This window comes from Sphingobacterium multivorum (assembly GCF_039511225.1).
Lineage (GTDB): Bacteria > Bacteroidota > Bacteroidia > Sphingobacteriales > Sphingobacteriaceae > Sphingobacterium.
In genome coordinates this window covers 4,638,842-4,661,755 of record NZ_CP154261.1, presented here as the reverse complement: position 1 = coordinate 4,661,755, position 22,914 = coordinate 4,638,842, and the positions used below count along the sequence as shown (strand labels likewise).

At 41.6% G+C, this 22,914-nt stretch carries 17 protein-coding genes; 12 read left to right on the top strand and 5 right to left on the bottom strand.

Annotated elements, in window-relative coordinates; translation table 11 throughout:
- Window positions 1–137 precede the first annotated feature (137 nt).
- From AAH582_RS19340 to gpmI, 3 genes are all read right to left on the bottom strand, one after another.
- Window positions 138–452 (bottom strand): hypothetical protein, encoded by a 315-nt coding sequence (locus AAH582_RS19340; protein ID WP_343319773.1) that lies wholly within the window; start codon window positions 450–452, stop codon window positions 138–140.
- A gap of 211 nt (window positions 453–663) precedes the next feature.
- Window positions 664–1,251 carry a hypothetical protein gene (locus tag AAH582_RS19335; RefSeq protein ID WP_343319772.1) on the bottom strand — a complete coding sequence of 196 codons (588 nt, stop codon included), beginning with the start codon at window positions 1,249–1,251 and terminating at the stop codon, window positions 664–666.
- Window positions 1,232–2,764, bottom strand: a complete 1,533-nt coding sequence (gpmI, locus tag AAH582_RS19330) for a 2,3-bisphosphoglycerate-independent phosphoglycerate mutase (protein WP_343319770.1) — start codon at window positions 2,762–2,764, stop codon at window positions 1,232–1,234. Before gpmI ends, AAH582_RS19335 begins: the two co-directional genes overlap by 20 nt.
- 172 nt (window positions 2,765–2,936) lie before the next feature.
- Between gpmI and AAH582_RS19325 the strand changes: the two genes are divergently transcribed.
- The 4 genes from AAH582_RS19325 (at window position 2,937) to AAH582_RS19310 (ending at window position 5,934) form a co-directional block, all read left to right on the top strand.
- Window positions 2,937–3,395 carry a DUF4783 domain-containing protein gene (locus AAH582_RS19325; protein WP_197084082.1) on the top strand — a complete coding sequence of 153 codons (459 nt, stop codon included), beginning with the start codon at window positions 2,937–2,939 and terminating at the stop codon, window positions 3,393–3,395.
- Window positions 3,396–3,471: 76 nt separating this feature from the next.
- Entirely contained in the window at window positions 3,472–4,329 is an 858-nt protein-coding gene (gene nadC, locus AAH582_RS19320) for a carboxylating nicotinate-nucleotide diphosphorylase (RefSeq protein ID WP_343319767.1), read from the top strand.
- Between the two features lie 15 nt (window positions 4,330–4,344).
- Complete coding sequence (gene plsY / locus AAH582_RS19315; protein ID WP_046674998.1) at window positions 4,345–4,995, top strand: glycerol-3-phosphate 1-O-acyltransferase PlsY; 651 nt, start codon at window positions 4,345–4,347, stop codon at window positions 4,993–4,995.
- A 126-nt stretch (window positions 4,996–5,121) separates the two neighbouring features.
- Window positions 5,122–5,934 (top strand): M48 family metallopeptidase, encoded by an 813-nt coding sequence (locus AAH582_RS19310; RefSeq protein ID WP_046674999.1) that lies wholly within the window; start codon window positions 5,122–5,124, stop codon window positions 5,932–5,934.
- A gap of 79 nt (window positions 5,935–6,013) precedes the next feature.
- Here the strand turns inward: AAH582_RS19310 and AAH582_RS19305 are convergent, their stop codons facing one another.
- Window positions 6,014–6,490: a hypothetical protein gene (locus AAH582_RS19305; RefSeq protein ID WP_343319765.1), complete on the bottom strand. Its 477-nt coding sequence runs from the start codon at window positions 6,488–6,490 to the stop codon at window positions 6,014–6,016.
- Between the two features lie 465 nt (window positions 6,491–6,955).
- Here AAH582_RS19305 and AAH582_RS19300 point away from each other — a divergent pair, with 465 nt between their 5' ends.
- The 7 genes from AAH582_RS19300 (at window position 6,956) to AAH582_RS19270 (ending at window position 21,072) form a co-directional block, all read left to right on the top strand.
- The gene (locus tag AAH582_RS19300; protein ID WP_343319763.1) at window positions 6,956–10,174 is read left to right on the top strand and encodes a TonB-dependent receptor; all 3,219 of its coding nucleotides are present in this window, start codon (window positions 6,956–6,958) and stop codon (window positions 10,172–10,174) included.
- A 408-nt stretch (window positions 10,175–10,582) separates the two neighbouring features.
- Window positions 10,583–11,722, top strand: coding sequence for a glycoside hydrolase family 88/105 protein (locus AAH582_RS19295; RefSeq protein ID WP_343319761.1), 1,140 nt, complete (start codon window positions 10,583–10,585; stop codon window positions 11,720–11,722).
- Window positions 11,723–11,728: 6 nt separating this feature from the next.
- Window positions 11,729–13,864 (top strand): TIM-barrel domain-containing protein, encoded by a 2,136-nt coding sequence (locus AAH582_RS19290; protein WP_343319759.1) that lies wholly within the window; start codon window positions 11,729–11,731, stop codon window positions 13,862–13,864.
- A gap of 204 nt (window positions 13,865–14,068) precedes the next feature.
- Window positions 14,069–17,167 (top strand): SusC/RagA family TonB-linked outer membrane protein, encoded by a 3,099-nt coding sequence (locus AAH582_RS19285; RefSeq protein WP_343319757.1) that lies wholly within the window; start codon window positions 14,069–14,071, stop codon window positions 17,165–17,167.
- Between the two features lie 58 nt (window positions 17,168–17,225).
- Complete coding sequence (locus AAH582_RS19280; protein ID WP_343319755.1) at window positions 17,226–18,788, top strand: RagB/SusD family nutrient uptake outer membrane protein; 1,563 nt, start codon at window positions 17,226–17,228, stop codon at window positions 18,786–18,788.
- A 24-nt stretch (window positions 18,789–18,812) separates the two neighbouring features.
- Complete coding sequence (locus tag AAH582_RS19275) at window positions 18,813–19,580, top strand: hypothetical protein (RefSeq protein WP_343319753.1); 768 nt, start codon at window positions 18,813–18,815, stop codon at window positions 19,578–19,580.
- A gap of 28 nt (window positions 19,581–19,608) precedes the next feature.
- Window positions 19,609–21,072 (top strand): polysaccharide lyase 6 family protein, encoded by a 1,464-nt coding sequence (locus AAH582_RS19270; RefSeq protein ID WP_343319751.1) that lies wholly within the window; start codon window positions 19,609–19,611, stop codon window positions 21,070–21,072.
- A 422-nt stretch (window positions 21,073–21,494) separates the two neighbouring features.
- On the opposite strand, the gene AAH582_RS19265 is transcribed toward AAH582_RS19270, so the two are convergent.
- Complete coding sequence (locus tag AAH582_RS19265; protein WP_343319749.1) at window positions 21,495–22,373, bottom strand: DKNYY domain-containing protein; 879 nt, start codon at window positions 22,371–22,373, stop codon at window positions 21,495–21,497.
- A gap of 196 nt (window positions 22,374–22,569) precedes the next feature.
- Between AAH582_RS19265 and AAH582_RS19260 the strand changes: the two genes are divergently transcribed.
- Window positions 22,570–22,875 carry a hypothetical protein gene (locus AAH582_RS19260; protein ID WP_046675008.1) on the top strand — a complete coding sequence of 102 codons (306 nt, stop codon included), beginning with the start codon at window positions 22,570–22,572 and terminating at the stop codon, window positions 22,873–22,875.
- The last annotated feature ends 39 nt before the right edge of the window (window positions 22,876–22,914 follow it).

The window sequence follows — 22,914 nt, the reverse complement described above, 5'->3', positions numbered from 1 at the left end:
TAACATCAAGTAAAACAGCAGCCCAATAACTCATCGTATGAATTCTTGAGACTGTCGAGTTCTAAAAACTTGTATGAAGTCGTTTGTCGCAATAATGAGAAGAGTATATGAATGACATTATTGGACTTATGTAAAAATTAAGCGATGGGGGGACCACGATTGCCAGAAAGCAGTGATCGAATAATTTGATCTCCGGTGATAAACAGGCCAAATTCAACCTGCTGTGTCGGAAGTATTAATTCGTGCAGCGTAAAATGGAAAAGAATTTGTGGGTGTGAGTTTTGATCACAAATGGAGCACTTGGGATGATCCGTGTGGTGTTTTTTTGCAGGACTGTCTACGATACTGAGTGCAGTTTGCGTATGCGCATGGGTATACACAATGAACTGACCAATTAAGAAGGTCAATAAGAGCATTAATGCTGCGAATTTGTTCAATGAGATACCTTTCACGCTAAAACCACTATGTTTAAACCCACGTTTTCTCTTGAGTTATTTTGTTAATCAGCTCAAAGGTAAGGAAAATATAATACAAAGCAATTGTGTTGCATTTATTATTTTGAACCGATTATCGAAAGGATGTGATAGGGGATACCCGTCGGAACAAAAAAAAGTGTCTATCCGAAGATTGGATAGACACTTTGCATATGATCGATAAGGTTGTTTATTTTTTGGAAGGAATAAACTTGCCTTCAATTTCATATTGATTGGCATCCAAGCCTTGGACATCTTGCAGTTTGACAATTCGATAGAGCGAGTCGCTGTAATAGTCTAATGTTTCTTGACTATCGTATAAAGTATTTGTTATCTTTTTATCGATATGGATGTGTTTTACCTTTTCGTTTTTGTCAAACTCGATACGCAGTTTCTGTATCTGTAGTTCTTTCTTTTTAGCCGTAAATTCTGTTACACAGTCTACTGCTTTGACTTCATACAGTGATGGATCGAAGTTTTTACTAATGTCAGCGGCTTGAAAGGCGGAGAGTTCGTTTTTCCAATTGCCGATTTTTAGTTCGCGTGCTTCTTTCTCCCCATCTTTGTTGACAGATTTTAGAACCGAGGGGTTGAGTTGCTGAAGGCGGTTGACCTCGGCAGTAAAGAACGAATCAACAGAAAATATGTCTGAAGATTTTTGAGGACCTTTTGTCGCGGATGGAGATCCACAGCTCCAAAAAAGCAGCGCACTGCCCAGAAGAAGGAAAAGTGCGCTGCTACTATTTTTAAGTAAATTATTATTCTGATACCAATACATTTCCTGTCATTTCAACGGGGATATTGACGCCCAAAAGTTGTAAGACGGTTGGGGCAATATCACCTAATTTACCATCTGCTATTTTCTTATACTGATCGTCAATCAAGATACATGGAACCAAATTGGTTGTATGTGCCGTATTTGGCGATCCATCTTCATTGACCATAAACTCGGAGTTACCGTGGTCGGCCAAAATAATAAAGGAGTAACCATTTTTAAGGCCTGTCTCAACAACCGTTTTTGTACATTGATCAACAGTTTCCACTGCTTTTATAACAGCCTCAAAAACACCCGTGTGACCTACCATGTCAGGATTCGCAAAATTCAGGCAGATAAAATCGGGTTGAAGTGTTTCCATATCGTTGACGATAGCTTCAGTAATTCCTTGAGCAGACATCTCCGGTTGAAGATCGTAGGTCGCTACTTTTGGAGATGGAACCAACAGGCGGTTTTCACCTTCAAATTGCTGTTCACGACCTCCTGAAAAGAAAAATGTCACGTGCGGATATTTCTCTGTTTCGGCGATGCGCGTTTGCGTTTTATGATTTGCTTCCAACACTTCACCCAGGGTATTGGTCAAGTTATCTTTTTGGAAGACCACCCTGACATTATGGAATGTTTCATCGTAAGATGTCATGGTCACATAATATAGCTCTAATGGTTGTAGATCATATTCTGGAAAAGCCTTTTGTGTTAAAGCGATGGTAATCTCGCGGCCACGATCTGTTCTGAAGTTATAACAGAAGACCACATCACCTTCTTGGATTGTTGCTACCGGAGTACCGTTGGCGTCAACCAATGCGATTGGTTTCACAAACTCATCGGTTACACCTTCGTCGTATGATTTTTGGATCGATGCAACAAGGTCATTGGATTTTTCACCTTCCGCTTTTACTAAAAGATCGTATGCTAATTTTACACGTTCCCATCTGTTGTCGCGGTCCATGGCATAATATCGGCCGATTGCAGAGGCAAAAGTGCCCGTTGTCGTTTTTAAATAGTCTTGTAGGTCCCTGACATAGCCAATACCGGAGTTTGGATCTGTATCACGGCCATCTAAAAATGCATGTATAAATACCTGGTCACTTGTCAAGCCGGCCTGTTTTGCAGCATCACATAAGCCTTTTAAATGCTTTGTATGAGCGTGTACACCACCATCGGAAAGTAATCCGATAAGATGTACCTTTTTGTTATTTTCCAATGCATATTTAAAGGCATCTTGAATGATCGGATCCGAATTGAATACGCCGTCATTGACAGCTTTGTGAATACGTCCCAATTCTTGGTAGACGATTCTTCCGGCGCCAAGATTCATGTGACCAACCTCCGAGTTTCCCATTTGCCCCGCAGGTAATCCAACAGCTTCACCAGAAGCCTCTAAGCTCGAATTTGGATAAGCTTCTAATAAATGATCTAAAAATGGGGTGTTTGCAGCTTCAACTGCATTTGATTTATCATGTTTTCCATATCCTAGTCCGTCTAGGATCATGAGTGCAACTTTTTTCTTATTCATCGTATAACAAAGATAATCTTAATTTTAGAATCTATCAACGCATCTTAAAAAGTTCCCTTGTTAATCCCCAATAATTTTATAGGTTTGTGGCATAGTTTATGTTCGGTAAAAACCGGAGCTACCTAATGATTGATATGGATGATAGAAGCTGTTCTATAATATGTTGAGCTATATGAAATTTTTAAGCTATTGCGCATTTATACTTATTACTAGTCTTTTTGTACACACTGCGGCCTTGGGTCATTATTTAAGAGAAGTGAATAGGGAGGTAAAGGTCGTTTTACCAGGCGATGATGATTCTTTAGGAAGTATTTCGGAGGAACTGAAATCATATTTGAAAGAAGGCAATGCAAAAAATATGGCCAAGTATTTTGGTTCAAACTTAACCTTGTCTATTTTGGGGGAGAATGGGGTTTATACAAAATATCAGTCTGAAATCATGTTGGGTACATTTTTCAATCAGCACAAACCCAAAACTGTAAAATTAACGCAAGCCAGCAATGCCAACAATGGCTATCAATATTTTACATTTACATTATCAACGGAACAAGCCAACTACCGTGTCTTTATTAAGATCGGCGTAGGAAATAATAACCATTCGATTGAAGAGCTAAGAATCGACAAAAATTAAACCTGGTCCTAATTTTTTTATAAATCTATTTTTCGATTAAAGAATTATTCCACATCTTAGCCCAATAAATAGTATTATGGAGAAGGAAATCAAGGAATATTTGGCCCATTTTGTAAAACAGGCTGTCGCAGAAGATTTGGGTGATGGCGATCATACCTCACTTTCTACGATTGAAACTGGAGCACAAGGTGAAGCCAAATTGATTGTGAAGGATAATGGTGTTTTGGCCGGGATTGAAGTAGCACAGGCGATTATAGCTTATATTGACGATACGTTGACCTGTGAGGTATTTATCCAAGATGGAAGTCAGGTTAAAGTGGGTGATATTGCTTTTTATGTTAAAGGAAATATTCAAAGTATTTTGTTGGCCGAGCGTTTGGTGCTGAATGTTATGCAGCGTATGAGTGGCATTGCGACGACAACCCGAAAATATGTAGACCTTCTCAAAGGTACAGATACGAAAGTATTGGATACACGGAAAACGACACCATTGTTGCGTGTATTGGAGAAAGAAGCTGTTCGGATAGGCGGCGGCACCAATCATCGATTTGGCCTTTTTGATATGATTTTAATTAAGGACAATCATGTGGACTATAGTGGCGGTATTGTACCGGCTCTAAAGCGCGCAAATGATTACAGAAAAAGCCTAAATAAACCGATAGAAATAGAAATTGAAGTCCGAAATTTTGCGGAGCTTGATGAAGTTCTTAACTTTGGCGAAGTGGACCGGATCATGTTAGATAATTTTTCACCGCAAGATGTAGCCAAAGCTGTTCAGATTATTGACCATCGATTCAAGACAGAGGCCTCTGGGGGGATAACTTTTGACACGATTCGATCGTATGCGGAGGCCGGGGTAGATTATATTTCAGTAGGCGCTTTAACACATAGTGTAAAGAGCTTGGATCTTAGTCTGAAAGCCAAATTAATATAAGAACTAATTTAATTAATGATATCGATTTATTTAGTAACTGCAGTATTACTAGCTTATTTGTTTGGGTCCATACCTACAGCAGTATGGTTGGGACAGGCATTTTATGGCGTGGATGTGCGTGAGTATGGTAGCGGTAATGCTGGAGCAACTAACACCTTTCGCGTATTGGGCCCCAAAGCGGGATCGATCGTGATGTTTGTAGATATATTTAAAGGCTGGACAGCAACAAACCTGGCTTATTTAATCGAATTGGGGCAAAATACGAGCGATGTCCAATTTGTAAACTTTCAGTTGGCCTTAGGCGTTATTGCGGTATTAGGGCATTTATTTCCGGTATTTGCCGGATTTAGGGGCGGTAAAGGGGTAGCAACGCTTTGTGGGATGATCCTCGCCATTCATACACCTGCAGCCTTAGTATGTGTATCGGTGTTTATCATTATTTTGCTGACAACACATTATGTTTCGCTGGGGTCCATTTCAGCGGGATTTGCATTTCCCTTTAGTTTGGCCTTTATTTTTAAAACAACCATACCCTCTGTGCTGCTTTACGGCATAGCTATCTGTATTCTGTTGTTAATTACCCACCAAAAGAATATTGAGCGCTTGTTAAAGGGGCACGAATCCAAAATTTATCTCTTCAAGAAAAAGGCTAAGGAAAAAGAATAGGCACAATAATTGTATTTGCTAAGTACGATTTAAAAATTATTGTGAAATATCCATTTGGGAAGAGCGGAAACGCGATGAACATCGTTTGGATATTCCATATGACCATGGAAAGAAAAATATAGACATATGAACGGAATGTTAAAGTATTCGGCTATCGTATTAGCATGCGTAACACTGGCATCGGGGCTGTCAGGCTGTGCAACTTCAGCTGTTACCGGAAAAAAATATTTAAAATTAGTGAGTGCTGATCAGGTTAACCAGCAAGCAGCATTAGCTTATAAAGATTTTTTATCGAAGAATGGCGCTAAAGTGGTCACTGGAACTGCGGATGCGGCGATGGTAAAACGTGTTGGTAACAAGTTGGCAACAGCGGTTAATCAGTATTTGCAGAGTACAGGTCGCGCAAATCAATTTAACTTCAATTGGGAATTTAATTTGGTGAAGAGTGATGACGTGAATGCCTGGTGTATGCCTGGGGGTAAAGTTGCGGTATATACTGGAATATTACCAGTAACACGTACGGAAGCAGGTTTGGCAACCGTGATGGGACACGAGATAGCACATGCTATTGAAGAACATTCTGTGGCTCAGGCTTCGAATCAGATAGCGCTGCAATTGGGTGGACAGATTTTAGGTTCAGCTGCAGGCGTATCTGGAAACAGTACGCTTGGTGTTTTTAACAATCTTTATGGATTAGGAGGCAACTTGGCGCAACTGAAATTTTCGCGAAGCGACGAATCTGATGCGGATGCAGCAGGTTTGATCATTATGGCTTTGGCGGGTTACAATCCCAATGAAGCTGTAGATTTCTGGAAGCGTATGGCATCGGGTAGTCAAAAAGGGCAGCCAGAGTTTTTGAGTACCCACCCGAGTGATGAGCGACGGATTGCGGATATTCAGAAATTGATTCCAAACGCAATGAAATATTATAAAAAATAAGGAATCAATACGATAAAAAAAGCGGAGTATCCAAATGAATGAGATACTCCGCTTTTTTTTTACTTTATTTATGGCTGTATTATACCCCAGCAAAAGCGTCACTGATTCCGAGTACGACTCCAACGACCAATCCCATAAAATTGAACGCAATGGTAATAATGACCATGATTCCAATAAATTTATAGTGTTTTTTGAGCGCATCTAAGCATAATTCCAATTGGATGCTGTCACGGTTTGCTATTGCTTTTTTTGCTTTGGATCCAAAATTATACAGGAAATAGATGGGAAGGCAGAAGGAAGCAAGAAATAAAAGATAAAGTACACCAAAGGTGGATAAAGCTCCTGCTGTTACATATTCGTCGGCACCGAGTGATAATGCACTGGCACCGAAGATCAGGCTGACCATGGTTATGGCAGAAATGCCGATGAAAATAAAACAGACAATGGCCAGAAAGTTGGCCCATTTGGCCGCTGAAGCCAAGAAGGAGAGTCCTGCTGGAGACAGTTTAATGTCTGCAGGTTCTTGAAAAGAAGAATTTTGAATACCGTCTTCCATGAAGCATAAATTAATAGGTGTGCGAATTTCTGAAAAGTTCTCGGTTTTTGAAACATTTTTTATAGAAACCATCAGGCCTATAGAATCGTTTAGATTTTTTTGGTCAGAATAGGTTACAGTGGCTCAAATTTGACAAGGAACTGAGTTATTTAATAAAATTCTCGATTGACTGGAAATTAGCTAATTTTTTTTTAAAACTTAAATCTCAATTGGAAGAATGTTGTTACAAAAGAATTTTAGCGATTTGATGTGGAAAACTATTTTAGGTAGGTCCGTATAAGGGGATATGCTGGTTTAAAACATGTTATAACGTTTTTTTCGCTAATAAATTGTATGTTAATATAGTAATTTAGGACTGTATTTCATGAAGTATGTGTGGTTTAGTGTGTTAAGTTTATATTAAGTCCTTTGTAATTTAAAATCTCTTAGTAATTTTGCTTAACATTTTTTAACAAATCACATTATATGAAAAGATCTTTACTCTTTTTCGCTCTTGTTATGGCCAGCTATGGTGCTGTACAAGCTCAGGTTACGACAAGTAGCGTTACAGGTATTGTAAAAGAAGCAAACGGCAGTGTAACTTCGGGAGCAACAATTAAGGCAACGCACGTGCCGTCAGGAACTGTCTATTCTGGATCCTCGAATGCTGCAGGTCGTTTTAACCTACCAGCGATGCGTGTCGGTGGACCTTACAAAATTGAAGTAACCTATGTTGGACAAAATCCTATTGTTTATAATGATGTTTATATACAATTAGGTCAGCCTTATGTCTTAAATAGTACTTTTGGAAGTAATGAGACAGTTTTAGATGAGGTCACTGTAACTAGAACAGGCGGTTCTAAAAACTTGAAGACTGGTGCTGAAACTTCTATTTCAAGAAAACAGATGGAAAATTTACCAACTGTTTCTCGTTCAATTGAAGATTTTACTAGATTGACTCCGCAAGCTGATGTGAAAGGACAGTCTGTTTCAATTGGCGGTATGAATAATAGATTCAATCAGTTCACTATTGATGGAGCTGTTACAAATGATGTGTTTGGTCTTAATGCAAATGGTTTGAACGGTGGTGGTAGTGGTACAAATCCAATATCGTTAGATGCTATCGAACAGATGTCTGTTCAAGTTGCACCGTTCGATGTTCGCTCTAGTGGATTTGCTGGAGGTGGTATTTCGGCAGTAACAAAATCAGGTACAAATCAATTTCAGGGCTCGGTTTATCATTATTTTAGAAATCAGGATTTTACAGGAAAAACCCCAAAATCTTTGGTTAAAGATGGTGAAGAGAGAACTAAATTGGCAAACTTTTCTGAAAAAACATACGGTGTACGTTTGGGCGGGCCTATTGTAAAGGATAAGTTGTTTTTCTTTGTAAATTACGAACATACAAAAAATAATACGCCAGAAAATTATCCTGTAGGATCTTCAAGTTCAAATTTGTTAGAAGCTGATGCTCAACGTATCTATGATATCGCGTTAAGTAAATATAATTATGATGCGGGCTCTTACACTGATCTTGCAGATGAAAATACATCGAATAAAGTGATGACCCGCCTAGATTGGAATATTAATGAAAAAAATAAGCTTTCATTGCGGTACAACTATGTCGATGGGGTTGATGTGAGCAACACAAGAACACAATCTTCTTTGACTTTTGGTAATGGTGCAATATTAAAGGATTTTAAATCGAATACTTTAACTTTAGAATTAAGTAGTCGTATTAATAATTCATTGGCCAATAGTTTTATTGCAGGATATACTAGAGTAAGAGATGCTAGAAGTTATAAAGGACAATTGTTTCCAAATGTTCGAATTAATACAGCAAAAAATGGGACATATTATCTAGGTGTTGACCCATTCACTAATATTAATCAATTGGATCAAGATGTCTATACTTTGTCAAATAATTTAACATGGTATAAAGGGCTTCACACACTAACTTTTGGTACGCATAATGAGTTTTACAAAATGTATAATGCGTATACAGGGAATTCAAACGGGGCATTTGTATTTAGTGATTCCAAAGCCACTGATATAAACCCAGCTACAGGAAAAGCTTATACAGCAATCGAGAATTTTGAGCGTGGGATGGCCAACAGTATGCAATATGGATATAGTAATACCGATGATCCTCGTCAAGGTGCTAAATTTAATGCATTACAACTTGGGTTCTATGTTCAAGATGAGTATCAAATGCAAGACAATTTGAAAATTACGGCAGGTGTTCGGGTGGATATTCCTATCTATTTGGATAAACCAATGGAAAATACTGACTTTAACAACTCAATTTTGGCAAAGCAGTATAACGTAAAAACTAATCGTATGCCAAGCCCTGCATTGATGTTCTCTCCTCGAATTGGATTCAACTGGGATGTGAATAGAGATCGTTCAACCGTAGTACGTGGAGGAATGGGAATATTTACTTCTAGGGTTCCTTTTGTATGGGCTGCTGGAGCATTTACACAAAGCGGTGCACTATTAGGAGGAAATAACTTGGGTAATGGAACAGATGCTAATGTTCCTTTTATTAGCGACGTCAACAAATTGCCTAAATATAGCGGAGCAGTAACTCCATCAGGAAATATTACAGTACTTGATAAGAATTTGAAATTACCTCAAATCGCACGTTTCTCCGGTGGGGTAGATCAAGTATTACCATATGGAATTAAGGGGACATTAGAATTCCTTTACTCAAGGAATTTAAGTGCTTTTAATTTTAGAGATTTAAACTTAGAGCGCCCAATTGGAACGTTAGAAGGGGCTGATAATCGATTGGTTTATGATGCGAATAATAACAACCGCCGTGTATTAGATAACTATACGGAAGTTATTTATGTTAACAATGTTAACAAAGGTTATTCTTGGTCAACCACGGCCTCGCTATCTAAAAGCTTCTTGTTTGGTCTCGATGCATCTGTTGCCTATACCTATACTGCAGCTAAAGACTTAATTTCAGGTACTTCTTCTCAGAACCAATCAAATTGGTATAGAGTTGCTTCTGTAAATGGTTCTAATAACGTAACTCTTGCTCATAATCCATTCAGTACAGGAAGTCGTGTAATTGGATTCTTATCATTCTCGAAAGAATATCTTAAGCATTTAGGAACTTCTGTATCTCTTGTATACACCGGCCAATCTGGAGCAAGATTTTCTTATTTAGCTGGGGGTAACTTAACAGGTTATGCGACTTCATCAAGCAATCAGTACAATTTGATGTATATCCCTAAAGATCAGTCTGAAATAACTTTTATTCAAAATGGAACGCAGACTCCTCAAGATCAATGGTTAGCCTTGAATAACTTTATTGAAGGAAATGATTATTTAAAATCTCGTAGAGGTCAATATGCGGAAAGAAATGGGGCAAGAACACCGTTCTCTCATAAGTTTGATTTGAAAATCGTTCAAGATTTGTTTACCAACATCGGAAACACTAAAAACAAACTTCAACTTTCCGTTGATATTATGAATGTTGGTAATTTATTAAATGGTAATTGGGGTAAACAATATACTGGAGCAGGTAGCTTCTGGGATAATAGTTTTATTCCTGTTACTTTTGCAGGCTATGAAGGAACAACTAAGAAGCCAACGTATCGTTTAGGTAACTTAAATAATAATGTACCTTATTATGTGCAAGACATATATTCAAGATGGTCTGCACAAGTGGGAATTCGTTATATCTTCAACTAGCCCGAATACGTCTTTAGAAAAAGAGGTCGCTGTATTTAATATAGCGACCTTTTTTTGTTATCAACGAGGCTCCCTTCTTTTTGAATCCTATTATATTTTCTAATTGTAAATTGATTGCGCAACATCCAAATAGGTATTAAGTATCTCGAATAAATCGTTTGATAAAAACAAAAGATAATAATAATTTTTAATATTTATTTTTTAAAATTTTTTATCGATATAAGGAGTATTTTGAGATACGTTATTAGAATTATATATTTCATAATAGAATATTGTTATCAATCGCACCTAAATATTTCTCTATAAATAATGCCTACCAATCTTTCCACCTAAACGATCAAAAACTACCCCCTTAAAATAGACTGGCTTGCTGATATTTGGGTTATAACTTAATTATAAACCCAACTGATGATGAAGCAGTTCTGTATGTCCATACTCCTGGGGATTGGCGTCTGCATGTCTCTTTGTGCTTTCGCACAAAGCACAGACCTGGTCAATTGGCCAAAGCAGGCTGATCCCAGATTAATAGGTGATCTCGTCGCTCAACGTTTTGTGGCAAGTCCGCATAACAGTTTTAAACCGCCAGCTCCGCCCAGAAACATTACGTATCCCGAAGTCTGTGCCTGGTATGGGGCATTGAAATACGCCGAAGTGAGCAACAATAAGACCTTATTGGAACAATTGACCCAACGCTTTATGCCTTTGTTCGGCGCCGAAAAACACCTTGTTCCACGTCCTTGGCATGTGGACTTCTCCGTTTTTGGAACGGTGCCACTGGAACTCTATTTACAAACAAAAGACCAGCAATTCAAGACGATGGGAATGCGTTTTGCAAATGCGCAATGGACTATTCCGATTGACTCCTCGCAGGTGGTCAAAGACAGTTACCAGAAATTTCTCGATAAAGGTCTTACCTGGCAGACCCGCTACTGGATCGACGATATGTATATGATTACCATGATTCAATCCAAAGCTTTTCAGGTGACGGGAGATCAACAGTATATGGATCGGGCAGCACATGAAATGGTGGTCTACCTCGATACCATTCAAAAAGAAAATGGCCTTTTTTATCACGCACCTGATGCGCCTTTCTTTTGGGGGCGCGGCAATGGCTGGATGGCTGCGGGAATGAGCGAACTGCTCTCTTCATTAAAGAAGGACAATCCCAATAGGCCCAAAATATTGGCTTCATATCAAAAGATGATCACGAGCCTAAAGCAATATCAGCGACCAGATGGCCTTTGGGGGCAATTGATTGATAAACCTGAATCTTGGGTGGAAACTTCGGGTTCAGCCATGTTCACTTATGCGATTATCATGGGCATAAAAAATGGCTGGCTCGACGCAAAGGAGTATACGCCGATCGCACGCAAGGCATGGATTGCTTTGACAGGCTACATCAACAAAGACGGTGATATCAGCAATGTCTGTGAGGGTACCAACCGAAAAAATGATTACCAATATTACCTCGATCGACAACAGAAAACAGGGGATATGCATGGGCAGGCACCCATACTTTGGTGCGTGTATGCTTTACTAAAAAAATAATCAGCTATGATGAGATTATGGACAATTTTGCTGGTATTGTTTGCGATAAAGGCTCCAGCACAAAGCATTCGCTTTCAGGAACAATACCCTGGTGTATGGAAAGGTATATTTGGAAAGCCGGATACATATACTTTGCTCGGTGCAGCCGGAGCAAAGCCCCGAGCGGAAACGCTTGAACAGCTGCAGTCTGTTGACTTTCCCTTACCCAAGATGGATGTGCATGCCGAACTGATCGATGGCAAAACCTACCTACGGTTCCCACTGGGAAAAAACGAACAGATCTACGGATTGGGACTTAACTTTCAGACGGTACATCAGCGGGGCAAGATTCTTAACCTGCATGTCGACCATTACGGTGGTAAAGATAATGGGCGAACTCATGCACCCGTTCCGTTCTACGTCTCTTCCAGAGGTTATGGTGTATTGATCAATTCCGCTCAATATTTAACCTATTATGTTGGAACAGGCGTACGGAAAGATGCCAAAGTCCCCGCAGAAGTAAAAGACCGCAATACCGATAAAAGCTGGAATTCCCGACCTTACTCGGATGCTGTAGAGGTGTATGTGCCTACGGAAGGGGCCGAAGTGTATGTCTTTGCCGGTGTCAACGCGCTTGATGCAATAAAGCGCTATAACCTCTTTTGTGGTGGTGGTGCCTTGCCACCGAAGTGGGGGCTTGGTTTTACACAACGTGTGCAAAAGCTTTATACAGCGGCGGATGTTGTTAAAGAAGTAGCCGAATTTGAGGAACATGGCTTCCCACTTGATTTTATCGGGCTCGAACCGGGCTGGCAGTCCAAGGCTTATCCCTGTTCGTTTGAATGGGATAAAGGACGTTTTCCAAATCCGGCAGCCTTGGTAAAAACGCTGGCTGATAAAGGTGTTCGGCTAAACCTCTGGACTAATCCGTATGTCTCACCCGACGCTCCCTTTAGCAAATCTATTGAGCCTTTTACAGGATCTCATACGGTGTGGAATGGGACTGTTCCTGATTTAAATCATCCGGATGCAAAGCGTATCCTCGCAGACCAGCTGAGCCGATCACAAATCAATATCGGAATCAGCGGATATAAAATTGATGAGGTCGATGGTTACGATTACTACCTGTGGCCAGATATGGCCAAATTTCCCTCCGGGATCAGTGGAATTCAAATGCGGCAAACCTATGGCGTGCTTGCACAGAAATTGACCGACAGTCTCTACCGTCAGCAGAATAAACGAACGTTTGGACTTGTACGGGCATCCAATGCCGGCGCCAACAACATGCCCTATGTGATCTATAATGACTACTATAGCCATCAGGATTTTATTACCGCGCTGGTCAATAGTGGCTTTTGTGGCTTGCTGTGGACGCCAGAAGTTAGGGGTTCCAAGACGGGAGAAGAATGGTTGCGCCGTTTCCAGACGGTTGTGTTTTCACCAATGGCCATGATCAATGCCTGGTCCAGTGGAACAAAACCATGGTCTTTCCCGGAAGTGGCCGACAAAGTGAAATACTTTGCGCAACTGCGGATGGAATTGATGCCTTATCTCTACACTGAATTTGCAAAATACCATTTTGAAGGTACGCCCCCCTTCCGGGCCATGGCACTGGAAGATGGATTCCAGGGGCAGACAAATTTGACCGTGGGAAACCAAGACCTGGAAACGAACCCCTATTTGGAAGCGGTAAACAGGGAGGTAAAAGATCAATACATGTGTGGTGAATATCTATTGGTTGCTCCCTTGTTTACGGGAGAATCTACTAGAAAGGTGCTGCTGCCCAAGGGCAACTGGTACGATTTCTATTCGGGACGTTATGTCGGCAATGGAGAGGAAATCGTCGCCAAACCCGAAGACGATCGGATACCTGTGTATGTGAAAGATGGTGGCATCATCCCGATGACAACGGCAAGGCTTCATGCGCCCACAGTTGGTGAAAAAGTCAATTTGATCATTCGGCATTACGGCGAAAAGGAAGGGCTGTACAACCTATATGATGATGATGGCGTAAGTTTCGACTATGACAAGGGTGCTTATTCCTGGCGGCGGATACGTTTTAAAAGAAATGTGCTTGGCAAATTGGAAGGGGACATCTCAACGGCAAGCAAAAACAAACCAAATACGGTCGGTACTGTAGCATTTGAATTGATGGGGCAATGATGCTGTTTTAAACAGTAATCCCTGTTTTAAGCTTCTGAAAACCATTTTTTACCGCTAAAAAGACCAAAAAATACACTGTTTAACCTCGTGGATTCACTGATATTTGAGGTAACTGATTATAAAAAATAACCAATTTATTAAATGCATGGCCGAGTTATCGATCATCTTCTCATGATAGATAATCGCCATAAAAACTGATTTATTATGATAAAAAGTATCACAAAAATGGGGTGCTTTGTACTCTTCCTATTTCTAGCCTTGGGGAGTATAGGTTTACCGGTCTTTGCCCAACAAAACATACGGCTTTCAGGAAAGGTGACCAACAAAAAGGGAGATGCACTGCAGGGAGTCACTGTTCGTATCAAAGGGAAAAGCCAGGGCACAAGTACAGATGCTGCGGGGAAGTATCAGCTGGAGGTTGCCCCATCCAGCACCCTTGTCTTTAGTCAGGTGGGGATGAAAGAGCAGGAGCGCACTGTCGGTAACCAGCGGCAACTTGATGTCACGCTGGAAGATAGTGACAATGCGCTGGACGAGATTGTTGTCACGGGCTATGGTGGTGTCGCAAAGAAACGTGACCTCACGGGAGCCATCTCTTCCGTCAATGCCAAGAAAATCGAAGAACGCCAGCCTATTAACCTTTTTGATGCCTTACAAGGGCAGGCTGCCGGGGTGCTTATTGTCAATGACGGTGGTGGGGCACCCGGAGCGACAGGATCTATTCAAGTGCGGGGAACTTCGACTTTGAATGGTGGAAATGGCCCCTTATATCTGGTCGATGGGGTAATTAACCCTGATGGTGCAACCATAAATCCGACAGATATCGAGAATATCGAAGTGCTCAAAGATGCGGCTTCTGCATCCATTTATGGATCGCGTGCAGCCAATGGCGTTATCCTCATCACAACCAAGCGCGGATCAGAAGGAAAACCCATGGTTAATGTTAACTACAACCATCTTTTTGGACGTCTAGCTCATTACATCCCTGTAAGCAACTCTGCAGAAGTGAGGGCTTTCCGATATATCCAAGGCCTCAATACCAATACGGATTCCATCAACCCAAGTTTCAATTCCGATAACGATTTGCAAAGGCTCTTGTTGGGGAATCTGGCACAGAAGAGGGAAATTAAGGTGAGTGTTTCCGGTGGTCAGAAAAATCTCCGTTACTACAGCAGTTTGAATTATCTGGATGATAAATCGATCATCTTGAATAGTTACGCCAAACGTTTGCAGTCACGCATCAATGTGGAATATCAGTTTTCATCCAAGTTGAAGTATTCCAACAATATTTCCTTTTCCTGGCAGAAGGGCAATACAATTCCGATCGGCAATACGATAAGGGTTGTGATGGACCGTCCAGCCTATTCCTTGATTTACTATCCCGATGGTTCTTTAACAAGCTACATCGGTTCGAAACGTAATCCTGTAGCCAACGCTTTGTTTGAGAAAAATCTGGATGAAACCTATTCTGGGCAATTTAACAATCAGTTGGATTATCAGATCAGGGATGACTTAAAGTTCACAACCTTGTTCAATGCACGGTTGGACAATTTACAGAATACCCAATTCTCACCGCGTTTTCTTTCGGCAAATAAGGATCAGAATAGCGGAACAAATGAGTTTAATAAAACGTTTACCTGGGAGTTTCAATCCTATCTGAATTATAATAAAACTTTTGCGCAGGATCATAATGTCACAGCTTTATTGGGCTTCAGTTCGGATCGCAGACGTTATGATCGTTTTCACTCCGAATATATGAATAGCGTCAACGAGGAGGTTTTGGTGACCTTTCCGGATTACCTGACGCCTTCAAAAACCTATACCACGGCAACAGCTAATGCTTCTGCTTCTATTTTTAGCCGGATTGGCTACAATTACAAAGGACGCTATCTCGTTCAGGGATCCTATCGAAGGGATGGTTCATCGCGGTTCGGTGCGACAAATAAATGGGGAAACTTCCTCTCGGCATCTGCTGCATGGCGGTTTTCGGACGAGAATTTCATGAAATGGGCCAAGCCGGCATTGGTAGATGCTAAACTACGGTACAGTATCGGTCAACTTGGAAATGATAAAGTAGGCGATTATGAATCGTACACCAAAGTGGCCTTTGGCGGTTCGTATAACGGTGTCGGCGGAGCTGCATTGACCAGTACATTTGGCAATAATCGGATCAAGTGGGAAACAACCACCCAGAATAATGTGGGGCTAGATCTAACCTTCTTAAATGGTCGATTGGGATTTACGGCAGACTATTATGTTAAAACGACAACCGATTTATTGTATCCGCGAGAGCTTGCCAAAGAAACCGGTTATGCCAAAGTGAATGTCAATTTAGGAACAATCCGCAACCGCGGGATGGAATTTGTGATCAGCGGAAAACCAATAATGACGCGTGATTTCAGCTGGGAGGTGAATGGTAATATTTCCTTTGAACGGGGTAAGATTGTGAAGCTGGCAGATGGAATACCATTTTTTCCGGGTAATAAATGGTACGCGGAAGAAGGTGGCCGTATCGGAAATTTCTACGGCTGGCGCAATTTAGGGGTTTACGCCTGGGATGAATCTAACGCTTACAACGACAATTGGGAGAAATTGACACTTGTCCTAGACGATCAGGGGAAACCGATGTATCGTGATGGAAAAGCGGTATATACATTCAATGGTAACGATTATCAGGGAACAGTACACCAGCTTTATGCGCCAGATGGTAAACTCAAAGGGGGGGATGCTGAATGGCTGAACAACAAAAAGGATAGTTTGATCAATGACGAAGATCGCATGATCCTCGGCAACGCGACACCTGATTTCTATTTTGGTTTTATGCAGACCTTTAGATACAAAAGATTTACCCTAAATGTACTCTTTAATGGTTCCTTCGGCGGTGAAGTCTACAATGCCTTGCTGCAACGTCAAAATTACCCGACCAATACCGGGGCAGGTTCACCGGACATGGTCTATAACGTATGGCGCAAACCCGGGGATGTGGCCAAATACCCAAATTATGTGGAGCGAAACAACCGCGGAAATATGAAAACGAACCAGAATAGCCTCTATATCGAAGATGCGACATTTGTTCGTTTGTCAAGTGCACGGCTAGCCTACACCTTCGATCCGCAGTTGATCAATAGGTTGAAAATGAAAGGACTTACTGCCTTCGTTTATGGAAGCAACCTGTTGACGTGGACCAATTACCGGGGTTACGATCCTGAATTTAGTACAAACAATCCGCTGACACCGGGTGAGGACGATGGCCGTTACCCGAGGAGACGGGAGTTTGGATTTGGCTTAAACATCAATTTTTAGCATATATCTTTTAGGGTGAGTCCCGTCTGAAGGATGGGATAGATAAAATATTTTTGACATGAAAACAAAGATCTTAGCACTGTTACTGCTATCAGCTACGTTGGGAAGCTGTAACAAATTCTTGGAAGAGAAACCGCTGGCCGAAGTTGCACTGGATCAGCATTATAAAAACTTATACGATGTGCAGGCCGCAATTGCTGGAATGTATAGCGCCTTTCAGCTCGAAATGGTTGGTAAGGGTAATTATCAGGATAACAAAGACAATTACCTCGAAAAATACCTGTATTGGGGCGAGTATCGTGCCGATAACTTTGACCGGGCGATCAGCTATACCAAAGACTATGTGGACGAGATCGTATTAAATAGCCTTACGCCAACCAATCAATTTTCAGATTGGAGCGGGCTCTATACCGCCATCGGGCGTATCAATAACAATATCAAGTATATTCCAAAGGCAGCAGAACTGGATAGCCGTATCACTCCGGAGATGCTGAAGGATTATCTGGCGCAGTGTTATGCCCTTCGAGCCATGTGTTATTTCTATCTCGTCCGTGTGTGGGGCGATGCTCCGATATGGCTTGAACCCTATGAGGATGTGCAGCAGCCCGCTGCCAGTCCACGTGAACCGAAAGATAAGCTATTGAACGAGGTCATTATACCGGATCTGGAAAAAGCCTATTCCCTGGTCGATAAAGATGCGAAAAACCCCCTATGGACCATCGGAGGGGCAGGAATATGTGCGATCATGTCGGATGTATATATGTGGAAAAAGGATTATCAAAATGCGACAAAATGGATAACACGTCTTTTTTTGACAAAGTCTCCTACGGGTGTAGGTTATGCCGGAACCAATGAAAGCAACTTGCAGGATGGCGCAAGCTGGAAAACTATTTTTGTCAATCCAACTTCCAGTAAAGAAACGATTTGGAGCATCCATTGGGACTACTTAAAAAATGGCTGTGCCTGTATGCAGACCTCATGGTCGCCTAACAACAAGCAGATTGTCGTCGATGAAGGGGTGTGGGCAAGCTGGTTTCAGCCGCAGACGACCACTTCGCCGAGTCCTGATATCAGGCCACAGCAGACTTTAGATGTCTATTTTGGGTTGCCAAGCAACAAGCGAGATCGATTTATCAAGTGGTATCCCACGGATGCGAACCCAACCAAAGCTGATCCATGGCCTGTGACAAACCAGGCACTTCCAGTTTATTTAACCATGTACCGCCTGAGTGACATGTATCTTTTGTATGCTGAAGCGTTGAATGGCTTGGGTGATCGCGCCAATGCCCTGAAATATTTAAACTTTGTCCGCAAGCGTGCGCGCCTGCCACAATATGATGCAAATGATGCCACTATTGCGACAAGCTACCAGCTGGAAACGGCGATTTTGGAGGAGCGTCGTCTGGAACTTTTTGGTGAAGGTAAAAGGTGGTTTGATCTGGTGCGCACCGGACGTGTAAAGGACGTGATGGATCCCATCTTAAAACGTAGACAGGAAGAAGCGGGTAATTTGGAAAAACCTGGATTTTTAGATCCAACAAACAGAGTGTATTGGCCTATTCACCGGAATGTTCTAAACTCCAATAAATCATTGGTTCAAAATCCCGGATATACAGATTAATAGAAGAATTTAAATCAGAGCGTCATGAAAAGAATGTTTAAGACCAAATGGACCTATAGCGCTATCATCGTAGTAAGTCTATTAATGACAAGTTGTTCACTTTTCGATTTGGAACTGCAAAAAAATTACGATTACCAACATAAAACTTTAGATCCCAATATCGGGATAAGTGCACGAAAATTTTTGGAGAACCGATCTTACGAAACAGTGGAAAATCCAACAGATACGGTTTTCAAATGGATGCGGAAAGGCTTAGAATATGCTGGTATCCCTTTGGAAGAATTTGAAAAGACAGATCGAACCTTTATTTTTTTGCATAATGATGGCATAAAGACCTGGGATGTGAAAACGAAAAAAGTAACTGCAGGCCTCTTTTTTGACTTTCCAGTTGTGACCGGGGTGGACGGAACAGGCAAGCCAATGACGAGACCGGCGACAAAATGGGAAGACTACAGTAAAGAAGATGTCCGTAATTATTTCCTTTACCTTATGCTGGAAGGGAATTACAACTTTGATAAGCTGACCATTGAAAACACCAAAGCAAAGACCATGCTTCCTGCCAATACTGTTGCCAGTAAAAGTTCGCTGCTGGGCTACATGAATGAAGGTAAAGGTTTTGATCAGGAAGGGCTGATGGTCTTACGCCTGGTCAATAACAGTGATTTGGCGCCGATTCAAATTAACAATAAAACAACCAATCGGTCCGGGGGATACATTGTAACCAACGGCGTGGTTCATGTCTTTGGCAGCAAAGGAAATACCACCGTTTATCCATTTGCGGGAGCACTTTAACAAAAGAACCTTTTAAACAAATTTAAATATGATTAAAAAGAATTCAGTTATTGCTTCACTTCTGCTGCTATTGGCGGTAGGAACGAGCTGTGAGAAATCGCCCGCCGAAAAACTCACTTTAAACAGTATTGCCTGTGTGCAATGCCACACCATTCAGTCGGCAGCAGATCTTCAGGCATTGAGCTTACAGCCCGGAGACACGGTTATTATGAAGTCCGGGCAATGGACAGATCAGGAATTAACCTTCAGTGCGCAGGGAACAAAACAGCAACCCATTGTACTGATGGCAGAGCAGCGTGGAGCTGTTATCATGAAAGGTACCTCATCCGTTAGTATCACAGGACAGTGGCTTGTTGTGGACGGACTCGTATTCCAGGAAGGGTATACGACAGGCAAAAATGTGGTGGATTTTACTTCATCCTCTTCAAACTGTCGCCTTACCAATACATCGATTGTGGACTATAATCCGCCGGCAGCGACGACCGACTATCGTTGGGTATCGATCAATGGTTCCTACCATCGGGTCGACCACTGCTATTTAAAAGGAAAAATCCATCAAGGCCCGACCATGGTTGTATGGGGGACCAGTAAACCAATGAAACACCGCATCGATCATAACTTCTTTGGGGAGCGTGCTGCGGTACCTGACAATGGCGGTGAAACCATCCGCATTGGCACCAGCGACTGGTCGATGACCAGTGCGCTGACAACCATTGAAGATAATATCTTTCAGCGCTGTAACGGCGAAACGGAAATCATATCCAATAAGATGGGGGCCGATACGATCCGCAACAACTATTTTTATGAAAGTCAGGGAACCTTATGCCTGCGACATGGTAATGGATCTGCCGTTTATGGAAATTATTTTGTCGGTAATGGCAATAGTGCTGCCGGTGGTATTCGTATCATAGGTGAAGACCATTTGGTCTATAACAATTACTTCCAGAATATGGCCGGTACGGGGCAAAAAGCCGCGTTGGCGATTATGGACGGTGTACCAAATTCGCCCTTAAGCGGGTACTTTCAAGTCAAGCGGGTGAAAGTTGTGGCCAATACAATGATTAAATGTAAGCAGTCATTTGATATTGGTTCGGGAAAAGGCGGAAATAACCGGACATTGCCCCCAACGGATGGGCATATTGCAAATAATGTGGTGTCCCAATCGGCTCAATCAACGATGTTAACCTTTACCGATCAACCGGTCAATTTTGTTTATCAGGGAAACATTGTTTTCGATGTACCCACAAGTCAGCAGCTGCCGGCTGGATTTACCCGAGTTAATCCACAGTACACACTGACAACAGATGGCATCTATGAGCCATCAAACAGCAGCCCTGTATTGGGTGCCTTTGTGGGGAATTATCCATTTGCGGCAGCCGCAGATGCGGGAGCTCCTAAACTGGATACAAAACACCGCGATCTGCTGAAAGCCCAAAATATAGGGCCTGTATTTATGTCCGGTCTGGGGAGCAGTTTGGTCATTAATCCTTAAACGAATGTAAAGCATATTTTATGCGGGGAATAAACGATTTATTCCCCGTTTTCTTTGCCGTAAATATTGCTTGTATTTACAGCATATAATTATGAGATCAATGGAAACATACGGTTACCAACGTATACCTAAAAACAATTTTCAATCGGTTTTTAGACAGTAATCAGTCAGTGCTTATTCAGTCTTCACTGAGCAAGCACTGAACAATCACTGAACAATCACTGAACAAGCACTGAACAAGCACTGTCTAAAAGTAGAACCTGACCGCTATCTGATCATAGTTTGCCGCAGCTATATTATCTTTCAGCGGAATGGCTGATGTTCAATGAATTCTTGTTGCGCAACTGGATCTATTGTGGTCTTATTGAAAAGATTAAATCCAAGGCCGGAATGGTCGGCATGAATACCATTATTATATAAAATTAATCCATCTTTTCTCCACGATAAAACTTACTCCAGGCATCGCGTGCATAGCCATTGTCTACGTATTCAAAAGTAGAAGCACTTGCCCCTTTTAACTCCTGACCGCGATAGAAAACGGTCCACGCGTCTTTTGCATAACCTCCCGCAAGCGCTTTAAATGTAGATGGCGAGGCATCCTTAACTTTTACTCCTCGATAGTACACATTCCAGGCATCCCTGCCATAACCGTCATCGAGGTATTCAAAGGTTGAAACAGAAGCCTCTTCCACTTTCTGATTTCGGTAAAAAACAGACCAATCGTCCTTCGCATATTGCCCTCCGAGAGACTGCAAGGAAGTCGCTGTAGGCTTATCATTCTTTTCGCCCCGATAATAGCTTGACCAATTATCTTTTGCATAACCCCGACCGAGGTTTTCAAAGCTGGAGGAGTTGGCTCCTGCAATTTCTTTGCCCAAATAGTAGACTTTCCATGCGTCTTTGCTGTAACCATTTCCCAGCGTCTTGAAGGAAGAGGCTGTCACATTCGATAAGGATCTGCCATAAAAATAGACCTTCCAGGCATCACTAGCGTAACCGTCACCCAGTGACTGAAAAGTAGAAGGACTTGCATCGGCTACAGCTGCCCCCCGAAAATAGACTTTCCAGGTGTCTTTTGCATAACCATCACCTAAAAACTGAAAAGAACCGGCATTGGCATTGACAATTTCTTTACCACGATAGTAAATACGACCGCCAATTTTGGCATAGCCGTCTCCCAACTGGTCTTGATGGATATAGGCACCGTTATTTTCGTATTTGCTATTATCAACATAGACATCGCTGGCAGAGCCAAGCAGAAGAAGGGCGAGCATTGTTTTAAAAGAAATAGCTAGTATCATATCGCGTTCGGTCTAAAATGAAATGTAAGTATTCTTGCTAGTGTATGTTGTTGATGAGACTGCAATATAAGGGTAAAAGTTTAGTTGCATTATTGAAACAAATAAAAAATACGTATTCTGTCATACCGAGGTCAATGATCGGTGATGTAAGCCCTGTTATTTGGTAAAGCAGTATATTTTTTGTATATTGCTGGTTATGAGTTTTAAAGAAAAATTAGAGAACTGGCGCACGTCAATCAATCGCGCCGGTAGTGGTGAGGAATTGTATATTTTGCTTTTGAACTACAAAAAGTTTATCAACAAAAATTGGGTGGACGATTTTGGAGATCCAGGCAACTGGAAATCGGAATTAAATCAGGTCATCAGCAAAGTAAGAAACAAGGTGGATGTAACAGATATCAGCGCCTGCCAAGATTTATCGTCCTATCAGGACGATGCCCGGCAGACCGCACATTCACTCAATCATACGTTAAAATATCATCACTCATTGACAAAAGGGTAGGCTAGGCCTACCTTTTTTTGTGATCAAAATTTTCTAAAT